The organism is Variovorax sp. 01T432 (assembly GCF_056398605.1).
Window position 1 is genome coordinate 57,518 of the sequence record NZ_JBFTPS010000037.1, and the last position, 13,877, is coordinate 71,394.

Annotated in this window: 13 protein-coding genes; 6 read left to right on the forward strand and 7 right to left on the reverse strand. The window is 69.1% G+C overall.

The features are described from left to right. Positions 1-36: 36 nt before the first annotated feature. Genes AC1DNF_RS24320 through AC1DNF_RS24340 form a run of 5 tightly spaced genes read right to left on the reverse strand, consistent with a single transcriptional unit; the run spans position 37 to position 6,494 of the window. Positions 37-1,509 (reverse strand): hydrogenase large subunit, encoded by a 1,473-nt coding sequence (locus AC1DNF_RS24320; RefSeq protein ID WP_478151209.1) that lies wholly within the window; start codon positions 1,507-1,509, stop codon positions 37-39. Continuing rightward, positions 1,509-2,963 (reverse strand): complex I subunit 5 family protein, encoded by a 1,455-nt coding sequence (locus AC1DNF_RS24325; RefSeq protein WP_478151210.1) that lies wholly within the window; start codon positions 2,961-2,963, stop codon positions 1,509-1,511. Before AC1DNF_RS24325 ends, AC1DNF_RS24320 begins: the two co-directional genes overlap by 1 nt. Next, a complete protein-coding gene (locus AC1DNF_RS24330; protein ID WP_478151211.1) occupies positions 2,960-3,571 on the reverse strand; it encodes a hypothetical protein in 612 nt (203 codons plus the stop codon). The genes AC1DNF_RS24325 and AC1DNF_RS24330 overlap by 4 nt, the downstream gene beginning before the upstream one ends. Beyond that, complete coding sequence (locus AC1DNF_RS24335) at positions 3,571-4,494, reverse strand: respiratory chain complex I subunit 1 family protein (protein WP_478151212.1); 924 nt, start codon at positions 4,492-4,494, stop codon at positions 3,571-3,573. The genes AC1DNF_RS24330 and AC1DNF_RS24335 overlap by 1 nt, the downstream gene beginning before the upstream one ends. Beyond that, on the reverse strand, positions 4,491-6,494 hold the full coding sequence (locus AC1DNF_RS24340) for a proton-conducting transporter transmembrane domain-containing protein (protein WP_478151213.1): 2,004 nt from the start codon (positions 6,492-6,494) through the stop codon (positions 4,491-4,493). Before AC1DNF_RS24340 ends, AC1DNF_RS24335 begins: the two co-directional genes overlap by 4 nt. Positions 6,495-6,724: 230 nt before the next feature. On the opposite strand from AC1DNF_RS24340, the gene AC1DNF_RS24345 reads away from it, so the two are divergent. Next, entirely contained in the window at positions 6,725-6,922 is a 198-nt protein-coding gene (locus AC1DNF_RS24345; protein ID WP_478151214.1) for a ribbon-helix-helix protein, CopG family, read from the forward strand. 13 nt (positions 6,923-6,935) lie between these two features. On the opposite strand, the gene selD is transcribed toward AC1DNF_RS24345, so the two are convergent. Both selD and senB read right to left on the reverse strand, forming a co-directional pair. Next, entirely contained in the window at positions 6,936-8,006 is a 1,071-nt protein-coding gene (gene selD, locus AC1DNF_RS24350; RefSeq protein WP_478151215.1) for a selenide, water dikinase SelD, read from the reverse strand. Further along, positions 8,003-8,968, reverse strand: coding sequence for a selenoneine biosynthesis selenosugar synthase SenB (senB, locus tag AC1DNF_RS24355; protein ID WP_478151216.1), 966 nt, complete (start codon positions 8,966-8,968; stop codon positions 8,003-8,005). Before senB ends, selD begins: the two co-directional genes overlap by 4 nt. Between senB and senA the strand changes: the two genes are divergently transcribed. From senA to phnE, 5 genes are all read left to right on the forward strand, one after another. Continuing rightward, a complete protein-coding gene (gene senA, locus AC1DNF_RS24360) occupies positions 8,967-10,232 on the forward strand; it encodes a selenoneine synthase SenA (protein ID WP_478151217.1) in 1,266 nt (421 codons plus the stop codon). The genes senB and senA overlap by 2 nt on opposite strands. Before the next feature lie 80 nt (positions 10,233-10,312). Next, on the forward strand, positions 10,313-11,182 hold the full coding sequence (locus AC1DNF_RS24365; protein ID WP_478151218.1) for a putative selenate ABC transporter substrate-binding protein: 870 nt from the start codon (positions 10,313-10,315) through the stop codon (positions 11,180-11,182). Between the two features lie 16 nt (positions 11,183-11,198). Continuing rightward, complete coding sequence (locus tag AC1DNF_RS24370; RefSeq protein WP_478151219.1) at positions 11,199-12,029, forward strand: phosphonate ABC transporter ATP-binding protein; 831 nt, start codon at positions 11,199-11,201, stop codon at positions 12,027-12,029. Next, a complete protein-coding gene (locus AC1DNF_RS24375; RefSeq protein ID WP_478151220.1) occupies positions 12,026-12,850 on the forward strand; it encodes a PhnE/PtxC family ABC transporter permease in 825 nt (274 codons plus the stop codon). Before AC1DNF_RS24370 ends, AC1DNF_RS24375 begins: the two co-directional genes overlap by 4 nt. Beyond that, positions 12,847-13,683, forward strand: coding sequence for a phosphonate ABC transporter, permease protein PhnE (gene phnE, locus AC1DNF_RS24380; RefSeq protein ID WP_478151221.1), 837 nt, complete (start codon positions 12,847-12,849; stop codon positions 13,681-13,683). The genes AC1DNF_RS24375 and phnE overlap by 4 nt, the downstream gene beginning before the upstream one ends. Positions 13,684-13,877 lie beyond the last annotated feature (194 nt).

The window sequence follows — 13,877 nt, forward strand, 5'->3', positions numbered from 1 at the left end:
AGACCCTGACCCTGATCGACCTGAGCATCGAAGTTCCTAGAGATCGTTCCCGCAATAGGAAAGATCAAAGCTCTTGTTGCAGATGGGGAAGTCCGAGATCTCGTTGCCGCGCAGCGCGAGCGCGAGGCCGAACCAGTTCGCGAGCGACGGATCCTGGACCTTGTAGTGAACGAGGCGCCCGTCGGCCCCCGTCTCGAGGGCCTGGACCACCGGCCCGCGGAAGCCCTCGCGCACCGAGATGCACAGCGTGTCGGGCCGCAGCGGCTGCGCCGTCGCGGCCGACAGGTCGTGCCCCGGTGCCTGCAGCGCCCGCGCCAGCCAGCGCAGCGATTCGTCGATCTCGCGCATGCGAAGCTTCAGCCGTGCCCAGCAGTCGCCCGTCTCCTCGGTCAGGCACGTGACGGGATGGCTTGCGTAGACCGGCCCGGGCAGGCGGGTGCGCATGTCGAGGGCAACACCGCTGGCGCGCCCGGCCGGGCCCGCGAGCCCGATGTCCCGCGCCGCCGCGTGGCTGACGACGCCCACCCCTTGAAAGCGAGACCTGACGGTGCGCGCGTTGAGCATCAGGTCGTTGACTTCGGCGATGTCCTTGGCGACGGCGCCGATGGTCGAGAGCAGGTCCTGTCGCAGCGCCTCGTCGATCCCGAAGCGCACGCCGCCAGGCCGCAGCCAGGCGCGGCCGAAGCGGCTGCCGCAGGCGCGCATGGTGGCGTTGATGACGGCCGTGCGCAAGCGCGCATAGGTGGCGCCGCCCTGCAGGAACGCGATGTCGGTGGCGAGCCCGGTAAGGCCGGCCAGGTGCATCGCCACGCGCTCCAGTTCCAGCGCGATCCCGCGCACCAGCTCGGACGCCGGACTCGGCTGCGTGCCCGACAGCGCCTCCACCGCTGCGCAGTAGCCCCACGCATAGGCGATGCTGCTGTCGCCGACGATGGTCTCGACCAGGGATGTGAGCGCGAGGGGCGGGCGGCGCAGGAGCAGGGCCTCGACGCCGCGGTGCTGGTAGCCGAGCTGGATCTCCAGGTGGTGGACCTGCTCCCCATGGCACATGAAGCGGAAGTGGCCCGGCTCGATCACGCTCGCGTGGATGGGGCCGACCCCGACTTCGTGGATCTCCTGTCCGCGCACCTGGAAGAACGGATGCTCGCTCATGCGCTGCTGGCGAGGTCCTTCGTAGCGCACCGGCTTGAGCCAGGGATGGCCGATGGGCGTCAGCCCCGTTTGCTCCCACAACTCGCGCTCGAACATCTGCACGGCGGGATGCAGGGGCGTGAGCGACGCAAACGCCTCATGGCGGCTCCCGCGGCAGCGCAGGACGCGCAGCCGCCCTTCATCGCCCAGCAGGACCGCCGTGACCACCACCTCGTCATCGGCATCCGGGCGCCCGAAGAGCGTCACCATGCGATCGCCGGCGTCGAGGGCCTGCGCGCACCGATGCGCCCACTGCGCCAGGCCGGGAGACGCGGTCTCGCGGGCCGCGACCATGGCGAGGGGCTCGAAGGCTTGCATCATTGCCCGCCGATGGATTGCGCCACTTGCAGCAGCAGCTGGCTGATGGGCGCCGGTGTGTAGACGCCCAGCAGCACCAGAGCGAGAACGAAGCCGAGCTTCGGCACCGCGGTCAACCAGCGCTCCTTGATCGGCGGACCCTGCCGGTCGGACGATCCCCACAGCATCGGGAAGATGGAGCGGCCCGTCGCGACGAAGATGATCGTCAGCATGGTGCACATCATCGTGAACGCGATCATGTTGCCGGACTGCACGATGCCCGAGAGAATCAGCATTTCCGCCATGAAGCCGCCGAAGGGCGGGAAGCCCAGGAGGGCGAAGATGCCCACGGCGAACAGGAGCCCCGAGAAGGGCAGCACCCGGATCACGCCGCCGAGTGCCTTGACTTCGTTGGTGCCGTAGACGGCCCGCAGCCGGCCCGCGGTCAGGAAGAGAAGCGCCTTGACGAAGGCGTTGCTGACCACGTACAGCAGTACGCCATAGGCCGCCGCCTTGCCCACGGACAGGCCGATCGCGATCACGCCGGACGAGCTGACGCACGCATAGGCAATCAGCCGCTTGTAGCTGCGCGCGGCCATCACCTGGATGGCCGCCACCGTCAGCGACAGGCAGCCCATGATCAACAGCTGATAGGCCACGAAGCCCGTGTCGTGCGCATGAAACACCTGCAGGATGCGGAACACCGCGACCACGCTGATGTTGAACTGCACGGCCGCCAGCAGGGCGCTGGTGCTGGTCGGCGCCGCTTCGTAGGTCTCCGGCATCCAGCTGTACAGCGGCGCGAGGCCGAGCTTGCTGCCCAGGCCGAACAGCATCAAGCCGAGCCCGAGGTGCTGCCAGGTGTCGCCGCCGGCCGGCACGGCCGCCGCCATCTCGCCGAGCGCGAAATTGATCTCCACGCCCTGCAGGTACGCCGAGCGCGTGAGGCACATGATGCCCAGGAAGGTCAGCGCCAGGGACATGCTGGAGTACAGCAGGTAGCGCCAGGCGACGCGATGCGGCGCCGCCGCGCTCCCCTGGGCCACCAGAGGCGCGGCGCACAGGGTGGTCAGCTCGATGAACGCCCACAGCAGCAGCAGGTTGTTGGCCATCACGCCCAGGTTCATGGCCACCATGAACGCGAGCGAGAGCGAGGCCCGCGAGAGGATGTTCCCGGCCAGCGCCTTCGAGCTTCCAAGGCGCGAGGCCATGTAGACGGAGATGCCCAGGAAGACGCTGTTGATCACCAGCAGGAACAACAGCGAGGTCGCGTCGAGCACGAAATAGCGCTGCGCGAAATAGATCGGCAGCTCGGCCAGCGGCGTGAGGACGAAGACGGTGACCCACGCCAGCAGGCCGACGAGCGCGACCGCGACCAGCGCCGGGCCGACCCGCGGGTGGCGCGCGCTCGCCTCGGGCGCGGATGCGCCGGGCGGGACCGCGGCGGGTTCGCGGGGGATGGGCAGCGAGCTCATGGGACTTCCTTCGCCGCGTGGCGTTCGTCGCCCACGCTCGTCTCGCGCGCGCCGACCAGCCAGCCTGCCACCCCGACCGTGAGCAGGTAGATCGCGCTCAGGGCCGCGTGAACCGGCAGCGGCCAGGGCTCGGGAAGCAGCGACTCGAACAGCGCCAGCGCGTTTTCCATGAAGAGCACGGCCACCAGCTGGGCGGGCGGCGTATTGTTGGTCGACAGCACCAGCAGGGCCACGGCCACCGTCGCGCCGACGGCGCCGAGCGTGAGTGCCTGCCGGTCGGACATGGCGGGCGCGCCGAACTCGAAGGCCAGCACGATGAGCGCGATGGCGATCGCCCAGGTGAAGAGGTTCGAGGGCATCAGGTCCAGGTTCGGCTCGACGCGCCGGCGGATGGCCCGGCGCAGGAGCCACGGTGCGATGGCGCCGCGCACGATGAGGACTTCGAACAGCGCCACGAGCGCATGCGTCGACACGTCCGCGTGATGCGCGACGCCGACCCAGCCCAATGCGAAGGCCTGCGCCGCAAGCCAGACCGGAGCGGCCCGGATCTTTCCGAAGAAGACCGGAATCACGGCGGTCACGAGGAAGACGACCAGTGGCAATGTCATCAGGACCTCGCCAGCCAGCCGGCGCCGGCCAGGCTCAGCGCCGCCACGGCCGATGCCAGCATCAGGTAGCGCGGCACCAGGCGCATGCGCAGCCGCGCCACCAGCGATTCGACGCATCCCACCGCGACCGCGACCGCGCTCATGATGAGCAGCGAGGCGAGCACGCAGGCCAGCGGCGCTTCCAGCGGATCGAAGGGGTTGAGCAGCGCGGCGATCAGACCCGCGTAGATGCTCATCTTCAGCGCCGCCGCGTACTGCATGGCGGCCAGTTCCGGCCCGCTCTGGTCGAGAACCATCACCTCATGCACCATCGTCAGCTCGAGGTGCGTCAGCGGGTCGTCCACGGGCACGCGCGAGGCCTCGGCCTGCAACAGGATGAAGAGCACCGCGACGGCGGGCAGCGCCAGCCAGCCGAACGACGGCGATTCGTGCAGGTGCCCGATCAGGCCGGCGAAGCTGGTGTGGCCGGTGGCCACGCCGGCGGCGCCGACCAGCAGGAAGAGCGCCGGTTCGACGAAGGCGGTGAAGGAGGCCTCGCGGGCGGCACCCATGCCTTCGAAGGCGCTGCCGACATCCATCGCCGAGAGCATGAGGAAGAGGCGGGCGAGGGCGAGCGTGTAGGCGAAGAAGACGAAGTCGTGGCGGAACTCGAGCGCGGCGAAGGCGCCGAGAACAGGCGCGATCATCGCGGCGAACACGCAAGCCGCCAGCACCACCCAGGCGCCGGTCCGCAGCAGCGGTGTCGCCACGACACTGAGGACCGGCCGCTTGCCCAGCAGGCGAAGGATGTCCCAGCCCAGCTGCAGCAGGCGCGGCCCCTTGCGCCCGGCCCACAGCGCCTTGGTCCGGTTCGCGAGGCCGACCATCAGCACCGGCATGCCCAGGGCAATGAACACATGGGCGAACCCGAGCAGCGGCTTCATCGCAGCGGCCCGCTCGCCAGCACCAGCAGACCGGCGATCACGACGATGCCGATCAGGGCGGCCGCGAAGGCGACGCGCGGATCGTCTTCGCGCAACCGCCGGGACAGCTCGCCGGCCGATGCATCTCCGTGGCCGATGACGGAGAACAGCCGCCGTTCGACCGCGTCCACGCAGTCCGTGATCAGGTAGCTCTCGTCCGGAAAGTAGCCCGTTGGCGCCTTCTGCCGCCGCAGCATCACCATGACGCCGCGAAAGCGGGCGCTGAAGTCCGACGAAAAACTCGACCCCGTGTATTGCATGCGCGGGTTGGGTGCGCCATAGCCGCAGCCCCAGGTCACATGGCTGGCCGCGGGCCGGGACAGCAGCCTCGAGCGCAGCCAGATCAGCAAGCCGATCGAGAGCGCGAGCGCGCCGGAGACCATGCCGATCCGCGTCAGCGTGTCGGCGATCGATTGCAGGACTTGCGCGCCCGGCGCGGGCAGGGATGCCAGCGCGATCCCGGTGGCGCCTTGCACCAGCCGGAAGCCCAGCACGGGGATCACCCCCAGCACGATCACGCCGGCCGCGTGCACGCCCATGGGCACCAGCATCCATCGGCTCGCCTCGGTGGGGGGCGCCACGCCGGCATCCCGCGCGGTGCCGAGGAAGACCACGCCGAAGGCGCGCGTGATGCTCAATGCCGAGACGGCGCCCACGAAGGCGAGCAGGGCACCGGCGGCGCACAGGGCCACCTTGGCCCGGACCTCGATGGGGGCGTCGTTGAACAGGCCGGAATAGATGACGAACTCGCTGGCGAAGCCGTTGAGCGGAGGCATGGCGGAGATCGCGACGCCGCCCAGGATGAAGCTCAAGGAGGTCCAGCGCATCCAGCGCGACAGGCCTCCCAGGCGTTCCATGTCGACGGTGTGCGTCGCCTGGTAGACCGCGCCGGCGGCATAGAACAGCTGGCACTTGAAGAACGCGTGATTCAGCACGTGCAGCAAGCCACCCGCGAACCCGATCGCCACCAGCGAAGCCTGGCCCCAGGCCAGTCCCAGGCAGCCGACACCGAAGCCGATGCCCGCAATGCCCACGTTCTCGGTCGACGAATAGCCAAGCAGGCGCTTCAGGTCACGCTGGCCCACCGTGTAGAGGGCGCCGACCACCGCCGAGAGGGCGGAGAAGCCGATCAGGAACCAGCCCATCCATTCGTCGGGCTTGCCCATCAGGAAGACGAAACGCACCAGCGCGTAGAGGCCGGCCTTGTGGATCACGCCCGACATCAGCGCCGACACATGGGCCGGCGCGGCCGCGTGAGCCCGTGGCAGCCAGGAATGAAATGGGAAGAACGCGGATTTGAGCGCGAAGCTCGTGAGCAGCAGCAGGAAGACGAGGTTGCGCTCGGAGCCCGCGTTGTCTCGCAGCCAATGTCCGAAGCTGCCGAGGTCCCACGCGTTCGAGTGGGTGTACATGACCATGAACGCCGCAACCAGGAAGATCAGGCCGATGTGGGTGGAGACCAGGTAGTTGAAGCCCGCGAAGCGGACTTTCTGGTTCGTGTAGTCCCAGATGACGAGCAGCCACGCGGCCAGGGCGGCGGTCTCCCAGCCCAGCAGGAAGATCAGTGCGTGATCCGCCGTGTAGACGAGGATGAAGGACAGGGACGTCAGGTTCAGCAGCGCGTAGTGCAGCCCGAGATGGCGCGTCGAATGGAAGTACGGCCGCAGGTAGCCGACCGCGTAGACGCTGCCCAGCAAGGTCATCGGCAGCGACCAGGCGAGGAAGAACGCGCCGAGCGCGTCCAGGCGCACACGCAGGGTGCCCACCGGATAGGCCCACGCCAGCTCGCCCGTCACGGGCGCGCCGCCGGCCAGCACGGGGGCCACCGTGGCCCAGATCAATGCGGTGGCGACCAACTGCGAAGACAGACCGATGCCTGCGCGCGCGGCATTGCGCAGCGGCAGCAGGCAGGCTGCAGCGCCCAGGAGCAGGACGAAGACAGCGGCGCCGAGAGCCGTCATGGCCGATCCGGCGACGCGAAAACCTCGGAGCCGTCTCGATGGCGTTCGGTGACGCGCCACGCCGGCGCGGGCGGCCGAGCCATGTGCGGTGCGCGGGAATCGACGAGACAATGCAAATCAACGGCTCCAGGATCTCGGCCAAGCAGGCGTCGGTAGTGACCTGCCTGGTTTGCAATTCGGTTGCTCTGGATGATACTATCATTATCATGAAACTAACATAGGGATAGCTCATGGAACTCAAGACAGCGCGCCTGACGGTGCTGATCGATCCCTCGAAGAAGAAGGCCTTCGAGGCGCTGTGCGCGCGCCAGGACGTCACTCCTTCGCAGGTCGTGCGGCGCCTGATTCGCGACTACCTGGCGCATCACGGCGTCAGCTTCGTCCCCAGCGGCGCGGAGCAGGACGAGGACATCGACTCGAAGGCCTGACCGGCCCGGTGCCTCAACGGATCGCGAGGCGCGTCTTCCCGTCACCGCCCGCGACCACTTCGCCGATCTCGGCCGCCGCGTCGAAACCATGGCGGCGGAACACGGCCAGCACTTCCGGGACCGCCTCGGCCGTGCAGGACACCAGCAGGCCGCCGCTGGTCTGAGGGTCGGTCAGCAGGGCCTGATCCGCATCCGCGAAGCCCTCCGGCAGCCTGACCTCGGCGCCGTAGCCGGCCCAGTTGCGCCCCGAGGCTCCCGTGACCATGCCCTGCGCGGCCAGTTCGCGCACGCCGGAGAGCAAGGGCACGCGCGACCAGTCGATGACGACACCCGCCTTGGCGCCGCGCGCGAGTTCCAGCACGTGGCCGGCGAGCCCGAAGCCCGTGACGTCGGTCAGCGCATGGACCCCGTCCATCGCGGCCAGGTCCGGGCCGGGCGTGTTGAGCTGGGTCGTGGTGGCGATCATCTGCGCGTAGCCGTCGGCCGACAGAAGCTCCTTCTTCAGGGCCGCGGAGAGCACGCCCACGCCCAATGGCTTGCCGAGCACCAGCCGGTCGCCGGGCCTGGCGTCCGCGTTGCGCTTGACGCGCTTGGGGTGGACGACGCCGAGCGCCACGAGCCCGTAGATCGCCTCCACCGAGTCGATCGTGTGGCCGCCCGCGATGGGAATGCCCGCCGCGCGACACACGGATTCGCCGCCTTCCAGGATCTTGCCGATCACGTCGGTGGACAGCACGTTGATCGGCATGCCCACCAGCGCGAGCGCCATGATCGGCTTGCCGCCCATGGCATACACGTCGCTGATCGCGTTGGTGGCGGCGATGCGGCCGAAATCGAAGGGGTCGTCGACGATCGGCATGAAGAAATCGGTGGTCGCGATCAGCGCGATGTCGTCCGTCAGCTGATAGACGGCGGCGTCGTCGGCGGTTTCGATGCCGACCAGCAGCTGGGGCGGCACCGGCATCCGGTTGGTGTTCTTCAGGATCTCGCTCAGGACGCCGGGTGCGATCTTGCAGCCGCAGCCGCCGCCGTGGGACAGGGAGGTCAGTCGGGGATTCATCGAAGTGGTGAGGGGTGCGTTCATCGGGATGTCTCCAGCAGATCGTCCAGCAGGGTCAGGAGGGTGGCGCGCTCTCGCGCGGGTTCGAAAAGGTGCGCGCGTTGCGCGCACTGCGAGCCGAGGCGTTCGAGTATCGCCGGGTCATCGCGGCAACGCTCCAGCAGGGCCGCCAGACCGTCGGCGTCGCCCGGCTCGAAGTAGCCCGCGTAGTCGGGCCCGAGCATGCCGACGTTGCCGGAGATGCGGCTGGCGATCACCGGCGTGCCGCTGCGGATCGCCTCCATCACGACGTGGGCGCCGCCTTCCATGCGGCTTGGGTGCACGAGAACGTGGGCGCCCTGGATGCGCCGGCGCACGTCCTGGTGGGGCAGGCCGCCCAGCCAGCGATAGCTCGGGCAGCTCTCCTGGAGGGCCCGCGCTTCGGCGCCCAGCGCGGGATCGAGCGCGGCGCCGACGTGGTCGAGCAGGATGTCATGCCGACGCTTGAGCTTGCGCGCCGCCGCGAAATAGGTCTGCGGTGCCTTCTCCTCGCGCAGGTGGCCGACCATGATGGCTCGAAGATGCCGATGGGTTCGGGACACCGGCTTGCGGGCCGGCGTGGACTGGAAGCACGCCATGGCCTTGCGTCGGAATGGTTCCGGCAGATCGTCCACCGCCCGCTCATGGAGAACGACCAGTCGATCCGCGAGTGCCAGCGAGCGCTGGGCATTCGCATCGGCGTGGATGTCGCGGTAGAGATCCGTTCCGGTCAGCACGACGACCAGCGGGCGGCGAGGCGACTGCTGCGACCAGCGAGCGATCGAGTCCGCCGACTTGCGCGCGTGCAGGGCGATCATGGCGTCCGCCGGCGTTCCGCTCCAACGGTCCGCCAGCGCCACACGATAATGGCCCTTGAGCATCTGCGACCAGCGCCTGGCGGTTTGCCAGTTGCCGTTGTTGGCACCCGCCAGCGCCGGCGTGACGATGCAGACTGAAGGGCGAAGCATGTCGCAGCTTATACCGGTGAACCAGGCGCCATCAGGTCATGGTCCCGCATCGGCCTCGGCGATCCGCCATGCCGGACCGGCCGAACTGGCGGCGGCGCTGACCCACGGCCGCGAACAACTGCTGGCCTTGTTCGAGGGCTTCGAGCGGGCGCTCGGACCCCAGGGATTGCGCATCGCGCCGGACCCGGTTGTGAACCTGCCGCTGTGGGAGCTCGGCCACGTCGGCTGGTTCGAGGAGTTCTGGATCGCGCGCAACAGCGCGCGGGCGCGCGGCCCGGCCTGCGACCCGACGGGCGCTCGCGGCTCGCCGCTGCTGCCGAATGCGGATGAACTGTTCGATTCGTCGAACGTGCCCCATGACCGGCGCTGGCACCTGGCGCTGCCCGATCCCGATGCCACGCGAAGCTACCTCGGCGCCGTGCGCCACGGCACGCTGGAACTGCTGCGCGAAAGCGGGGCGGGCGACGACGAGCTCTACTTCTTCCGGCTCGCGCTCTTCCACGAAGACATGCATCGCGAGGCCTGGCACTTCATCGCGCAGCGCCTCGGCATCGATCTCGGACCGGCGATGACCGGCAAGTCCGCGCAGGCCGTGAGCGCCGCGGGTGCCTGGCACATCCCGGGCCGTACATCGCGGATGGGTGCGGGCGACGCCGGCTTCGCCTTCGACAATGAACTGCGTGCCCTGGACGTCCAACTGGGCCCGTTCACGATCGATCGTGCGCCGGTGACCTGGCGCCAGTACATCCCCTTCGTGGAGGCGGGTGGCTACGAGACCCAAGGCGCATGGACGGCGGCCGGCTGGACGTGGCGGCAGCGGGCCGATGCCCGCGGCCCCTCGTACCTGCGGCGAACGGTCGACGGCTGGCAGCAGCTGCGCTTCGGACGATGGGTGGCGGCCGAGCTGTCGGCCCCGGCCCAGAATCTCAGCGCGCACGAGGCCGCGGCGTGGTGCCGATGGGCGGGGCGCCGTCTGCCCACCGAGGCGGAATGGGAATGCGCCGCGATGCTTGCGTCGCAGGAGCAGGAGGCTTTCGATTGGGGCGAGGTCTGGGAGTGGACGGCCAGCGCGTTCGCGCCCTATCCGGGTTTCGTGCCGCATCCCTACCGGGACTATTCGCAACCCTGGTTCGACGGCCGGCCCGTGCTGCGCGGCGGATCGTTCGCGACGACGCCCCACATGAAGCATCCTCGCTATCGCAACTTCTTTGCCGCGGACCGAAACGACGTGTTCGCGGGCTTCCGCTCGTGCGCGGGCGGGTAGGGCATCGGGCGGTCCGCACCGGGCCGCTCGTCTTCCGCGGTGTAATGCCGCTTCATCAACACTGACCCGGATTTCATGTCATGTACGGTTTTCTTCGCTCCCGATTCCTGCCAGCACTGTTCGCCTGCCTGTGCCTCGCATCGATGGTTCCGGCGCAGGCGCAGCAGCAGAAGGTGTTTCGCGTGACCGCCATCCCCGACGAGTCGCCGACCGAGCTCGCGCGCAAGGCCGGGCCGCTCGTGAAGTATCTCGAGAAGAAACTCGGCATGAAGGTCGAGTTCACCCCGGTCACGGACTACGCCTCGGCCGTCGAGGTCCTGATCAACGGCAAGGTCGACCTGGCGTGGTTCGGCGGCTTCACCTTCGTCCAGGCGTCCGCGCGCTCGGGCGGCAAGGTGATTCCGATCGTCCAGCGCGAGGAAGACGAGCGCTTCAAGTCGGTGTTCATCACCTCCGACCCGGCCATCAGGACGCTCGCCGATCTCAAGGGCAAGGACGTGAGCTTCGGCTCGCAAAGCTCCACCAGCGGGCACCTGATGCCGCGCAGCTTCCTGCTGCAGGCCGGCATCGATCCGGACAAGGACTTCAAGCGCGTGGCCTACAGCGGCGCGCACGACGCGACCATCGCCGCCGTCGCCGGCGGCAAGGTGCAGGCCGGTGCCCTGAACATCTCGGTGTGGGAGAAATTCGTCGCCGACAAGAAGGTCGATCCGCAGAAGGTGCGCGTGTTCTACACCACCCCGGCGTACTACGACTACAACTGGTCCGTGAGTTCGGACATGCCCGAGGCCATGCGCGCCACGCTCACGCGGGCCTTCCTCGACCTGGACCCGAAGACGCCGGAGGGCAAGGAGATCCTCGAACTGCAGCGCGCGACCCGCTTCATCCCGACGCGGCCCGAGAACTACAAGGGCATCGAGACGGCGGCGAAGAGCGCGGGCCTGCTCTGAGAGGGAACACCGCACCGTGAAGCTCGATCTGCATGGCATCCATGCGCGGCATCCGGCCGCGCAGCGCGGAACCACCGCGCTGCGCGACCTGAGCCTGCACCTCGAGGCCGGCGAGCAGGTGGCGGTGATCGGCCCGTCGGGCGCGGGCAAGACGACCTTGCTGCAAGTGGCGGCCGCGTCCCTCAAGCCCGCGACGGGCGGGCTGACTTTCGATGGCGTCGATCCCTGGTCGCTGAGCGTGCGGGCCCTGCAGCGGCAGCGCGGCCGCCTGTTCATGGCGCCGCAGACGCCGCCGCTGCCGCCGCGCCAGCGCGTGGTCACGGCGGTGCTGGCCGGATGCCTGCCGGCGTGGAGCTTCGCGACCAGCCTGCGATCGCTCTTCTATCCGCGCGACATCCCCGGTGCCTATGCCGCGCTGGAACGCTTCGACCTGGGCGACAAGCTGTTCGCGCGGGTGGATCGCCTGTCCGGGGGCGAGCGGCAGCGCGTCGGGCTGGCGCGCGCGGTGCTCGCGCCGGCCACGATGTGGCTCATCGACGAGCCCTTGTCGGCGCTCGATCCGGCGCGCGCCGAGCAGGCCATCACCGAACTCGTGGCACTTGCGCGAGAGCGGGGCATCACGATGCTGACCGCGATGCACCAGGTCGACACCGCGCTGGCCCATTTCGGCCGCATCGTGGGCTTGCGCGGCGGCACGATCCACTTCGACTTGCCGGCCGCGCAGGTGAGCCGCGAAATACTCGCCGCGCTCTATGCGCAGCATGAAGACGAGCTGGTCGGGGCGGCGCCCGCGCCCTCGGAACCCGCGCCCTCGGCACCGCGGCCGGTGGTGATGCACTGCCGATGAATGCCGCAAAGCCGCGCCGCGACCCGGCCTGGATCGGCCGGCTGTTCTGGACCGCCGCCGCCCTGGTCCTGCTGTGGCCGATGTTCGTCGCGACGGAGTTCCGGCCCTGGATCCTGTTCGAGGCCGAGAGCCGCGGCCCGACACTGCGCTTCCTGTCGGCCTTCGTGCCGCCGGCGACCGACGGCGAGTTCCTGCGCCTGGTCGCGCGCGAAACCTGGCGCACGGTGGCCATCGCGACCGCCGGCATCACGCTCGCGCTGATGATCGCCCTGCCTGCCGCGCTCGTGTCGACGCGGGCACTGTCGGTCTCGGCGCTGTCGGGCCGCATGGGCACTGTGCCGGCCTTGCTGCGGCAGGCCATGCGCTGGGCCCTGGTGGCGCTGCGCAGCATTCCCGAACTGGTGTGGGCGCTGGTCTTCGTTCGCGTCGTGGGCCTCGGGCCGACCGCGGGAGTGCTCGCGATCGCGCTCACCTACGGCGGCATGCTCGGCAAGGTCTACGCCGACATCCTCGAAAGCAGCGACAGCACCGTCGTGCGCAACCTGCTCGCCAACGGCAGCGGACGCCTTCAGGCCTTTTCCTACGGGCTGCTGCCGCAGAACGCAGCCGAGCTGAGCTCCTACACCGTCTACCGCTGGGAGTGCGCCATCCGCTCGTCGGTGGTGCTGGGCTTCGTCGGTGCCGGCGGGCTGGGCCAGCTGCTCGACACCTCGACCAAGATGTTCGCCGGCGGCGAAGTGGCGACGATGCTGCTGGTCTTCGTGCTGCTGGTGGCGCTGGCCGACCGTGCCAGCACGTGGCTCAGGCGGGCGCTGGCATGAAGAAGACGCCGACGCGGCAAGCCGCCAACGTTCCCTACAAGCTGCCGGCGCCGCTCTTCGATGCACGCTGCAAGGCCTGCTGGTTCACGCTCGGCATCGTGCTGCTGGTCGTCCTCAGCTTCTGGAGCCTGGACCTGCAATGGCGTGCGTTCTTCTCGGCGGATGCGGGCCGGCGCATGGCGCGCTTCGGCGCCGAGTTCTTCCCGCCGGATCTGTCCGCCGCGTTCGTCCGCAAGGTGGCGGCGGCGTCCGTGGAGACGCTGGCGATGTCGGCGCTGGGCACGCTGATCGCGGCGGTCTTCGGCCTGCTGCTGGCGCTGCCCGCGAGCCGGACCCACGAGGGCGATGCCGCGTGGGCGAGAGGGCCGACCCGGCTGCTGCTGAACGCGCTGCGGGCCGTGCCCGAACTGGTGTGGGCGGCGCTGCTGCTGATCTCGGCGGGGCTCGGCCCCTTCGCCGGCACCCTGGCGCTCGCCCTGCACACCACCGGTGTGCTGGGGCGCCTGTTCGGCGAGGCCGTGGAGAACGCGCCGCAGGAGCCCGCGGCGGCGCTGCGCACCCAAGGCATCGGCGCGGTCCGCGTCTTCCTCTACGCGACGCTGCCCCAGGTCGTGCCCCAGTTGATCTCGTACACGCTCTATCGCTGGGAGAACAACATCCGCGCCGCCGCGATCCTCGGGGTGGTCGGGGCCGGAGGGCTCGGACAGCTGCTGGCCTTTCACATGGGGCTCTTCCAGATGGGAAAGACCGCCACCGTGCTGGGCGCCATGCTGCTGCTGGTCGCGCTCGTGGATGCCTTGAGCTACTCCATCCGGCGGGTCCTCACTCGCTAGACATCATGGTCGCCGCCCCCCTGGGTAGGCGGCCGGTCTCCAAACTCGTAGGTTGCGTCCAAGGACGTAGAGCTACATGCTGTGACTTGCGTCGTCAGCAACAAGGAGACCGACCATGGAAGAGCGTAGCAAGATTCACGTGGGTTTGGATGTCCATAAGGACAGTATCAGCGTGGCAGCGGCCGAGTCAGATC

Bases quoted from the DNA above. Each gene is read 5' to 3' on its own strand.
- AC1DNF_RS24320 (WP_478151209.1), bottom strand. From the start codon at position 1,509: ATGCAAGCCTTCGAGCCCCTCGCCATGGTCGCGGCCCGCGAGACCGCG.
- AC1DNF_RS24325 (WP_478151210.1), bottom strand. From the start codon at position 2,963: ATGAGCTCGCTGCCCATCCCCCGCGAACCCGCCGCGGTCCCGCCCGGC.
- AC1DNF_RS24330 (WP_478151211.1), bottom strand. From the start codon at position 3,571: ATGACATTGCCACTGGTCGTCTTCCTCGTGACCGCCGTGATTCCGGTC.
- AC1DNF_RS24335 (WP_478151212.1), bottom strand. From the start codon at position 4,494: ATGAAGCCGCTGCTCGGGTTCGCCCATGTGTTCATTGCCCTGGGCATG.
- AC1DNF_RS24340 (WP_478151213.1), bottom strand. From the start codon at position 6,494: ATGACGGCTCTCGGCGCCGCTGTCTTCGTCCTGCTCCTGGGCGCTGCA.
- AC1DNF_RS24345 (WP_478151214.1), top strand. From the start codon at position 6,725: ATGGAACTCAAGACAGCGCGCCTGACGGTGCTGATCGATCCCTCGAAG.
- selD (WP_478151215.1), bottom strand. From the start codon at position 8,006: ATGAACGCACCCCTCACCACTTCGATGAATCCCCGACTGACCTCCCTG.
- senA (WP_478151217.1), top strand. From the start codon at position 8,967: ATGTCGCAGCTTATACCGGTGAACCAGGCGCCATCAGGTCATGGTCCC.
- senB (WP_478151216.1), bottom strand. From the start codon at position 8,968: ATGCTTCGCCCTTCAGTCTGCATCGTCACGCCGGCGCTGGCGGGTGCC.
- AC1DNF_RS24365 (WP_478151218.1), top strand. From the start codon at position 10,313: ATGTACGGTTTTCTTCGCTCCCGATTCCTGCCAGCACTGTTCGCCTGC.
- AC1DNF_RS24375 (WP_478151220.1), top strand. From the start codon at position 12,026: ATGAATGCCGCAAAGCCGCGCCGCGACCCGGCCTGGATCGGCCGGCTG.
- phnE (WP_478151221.1), top strand. From the start codon at position 12,847: ATGAAGAAGACGCCGACGCGGCAAGCCGCCAACGTTCCCTACAAGCTG.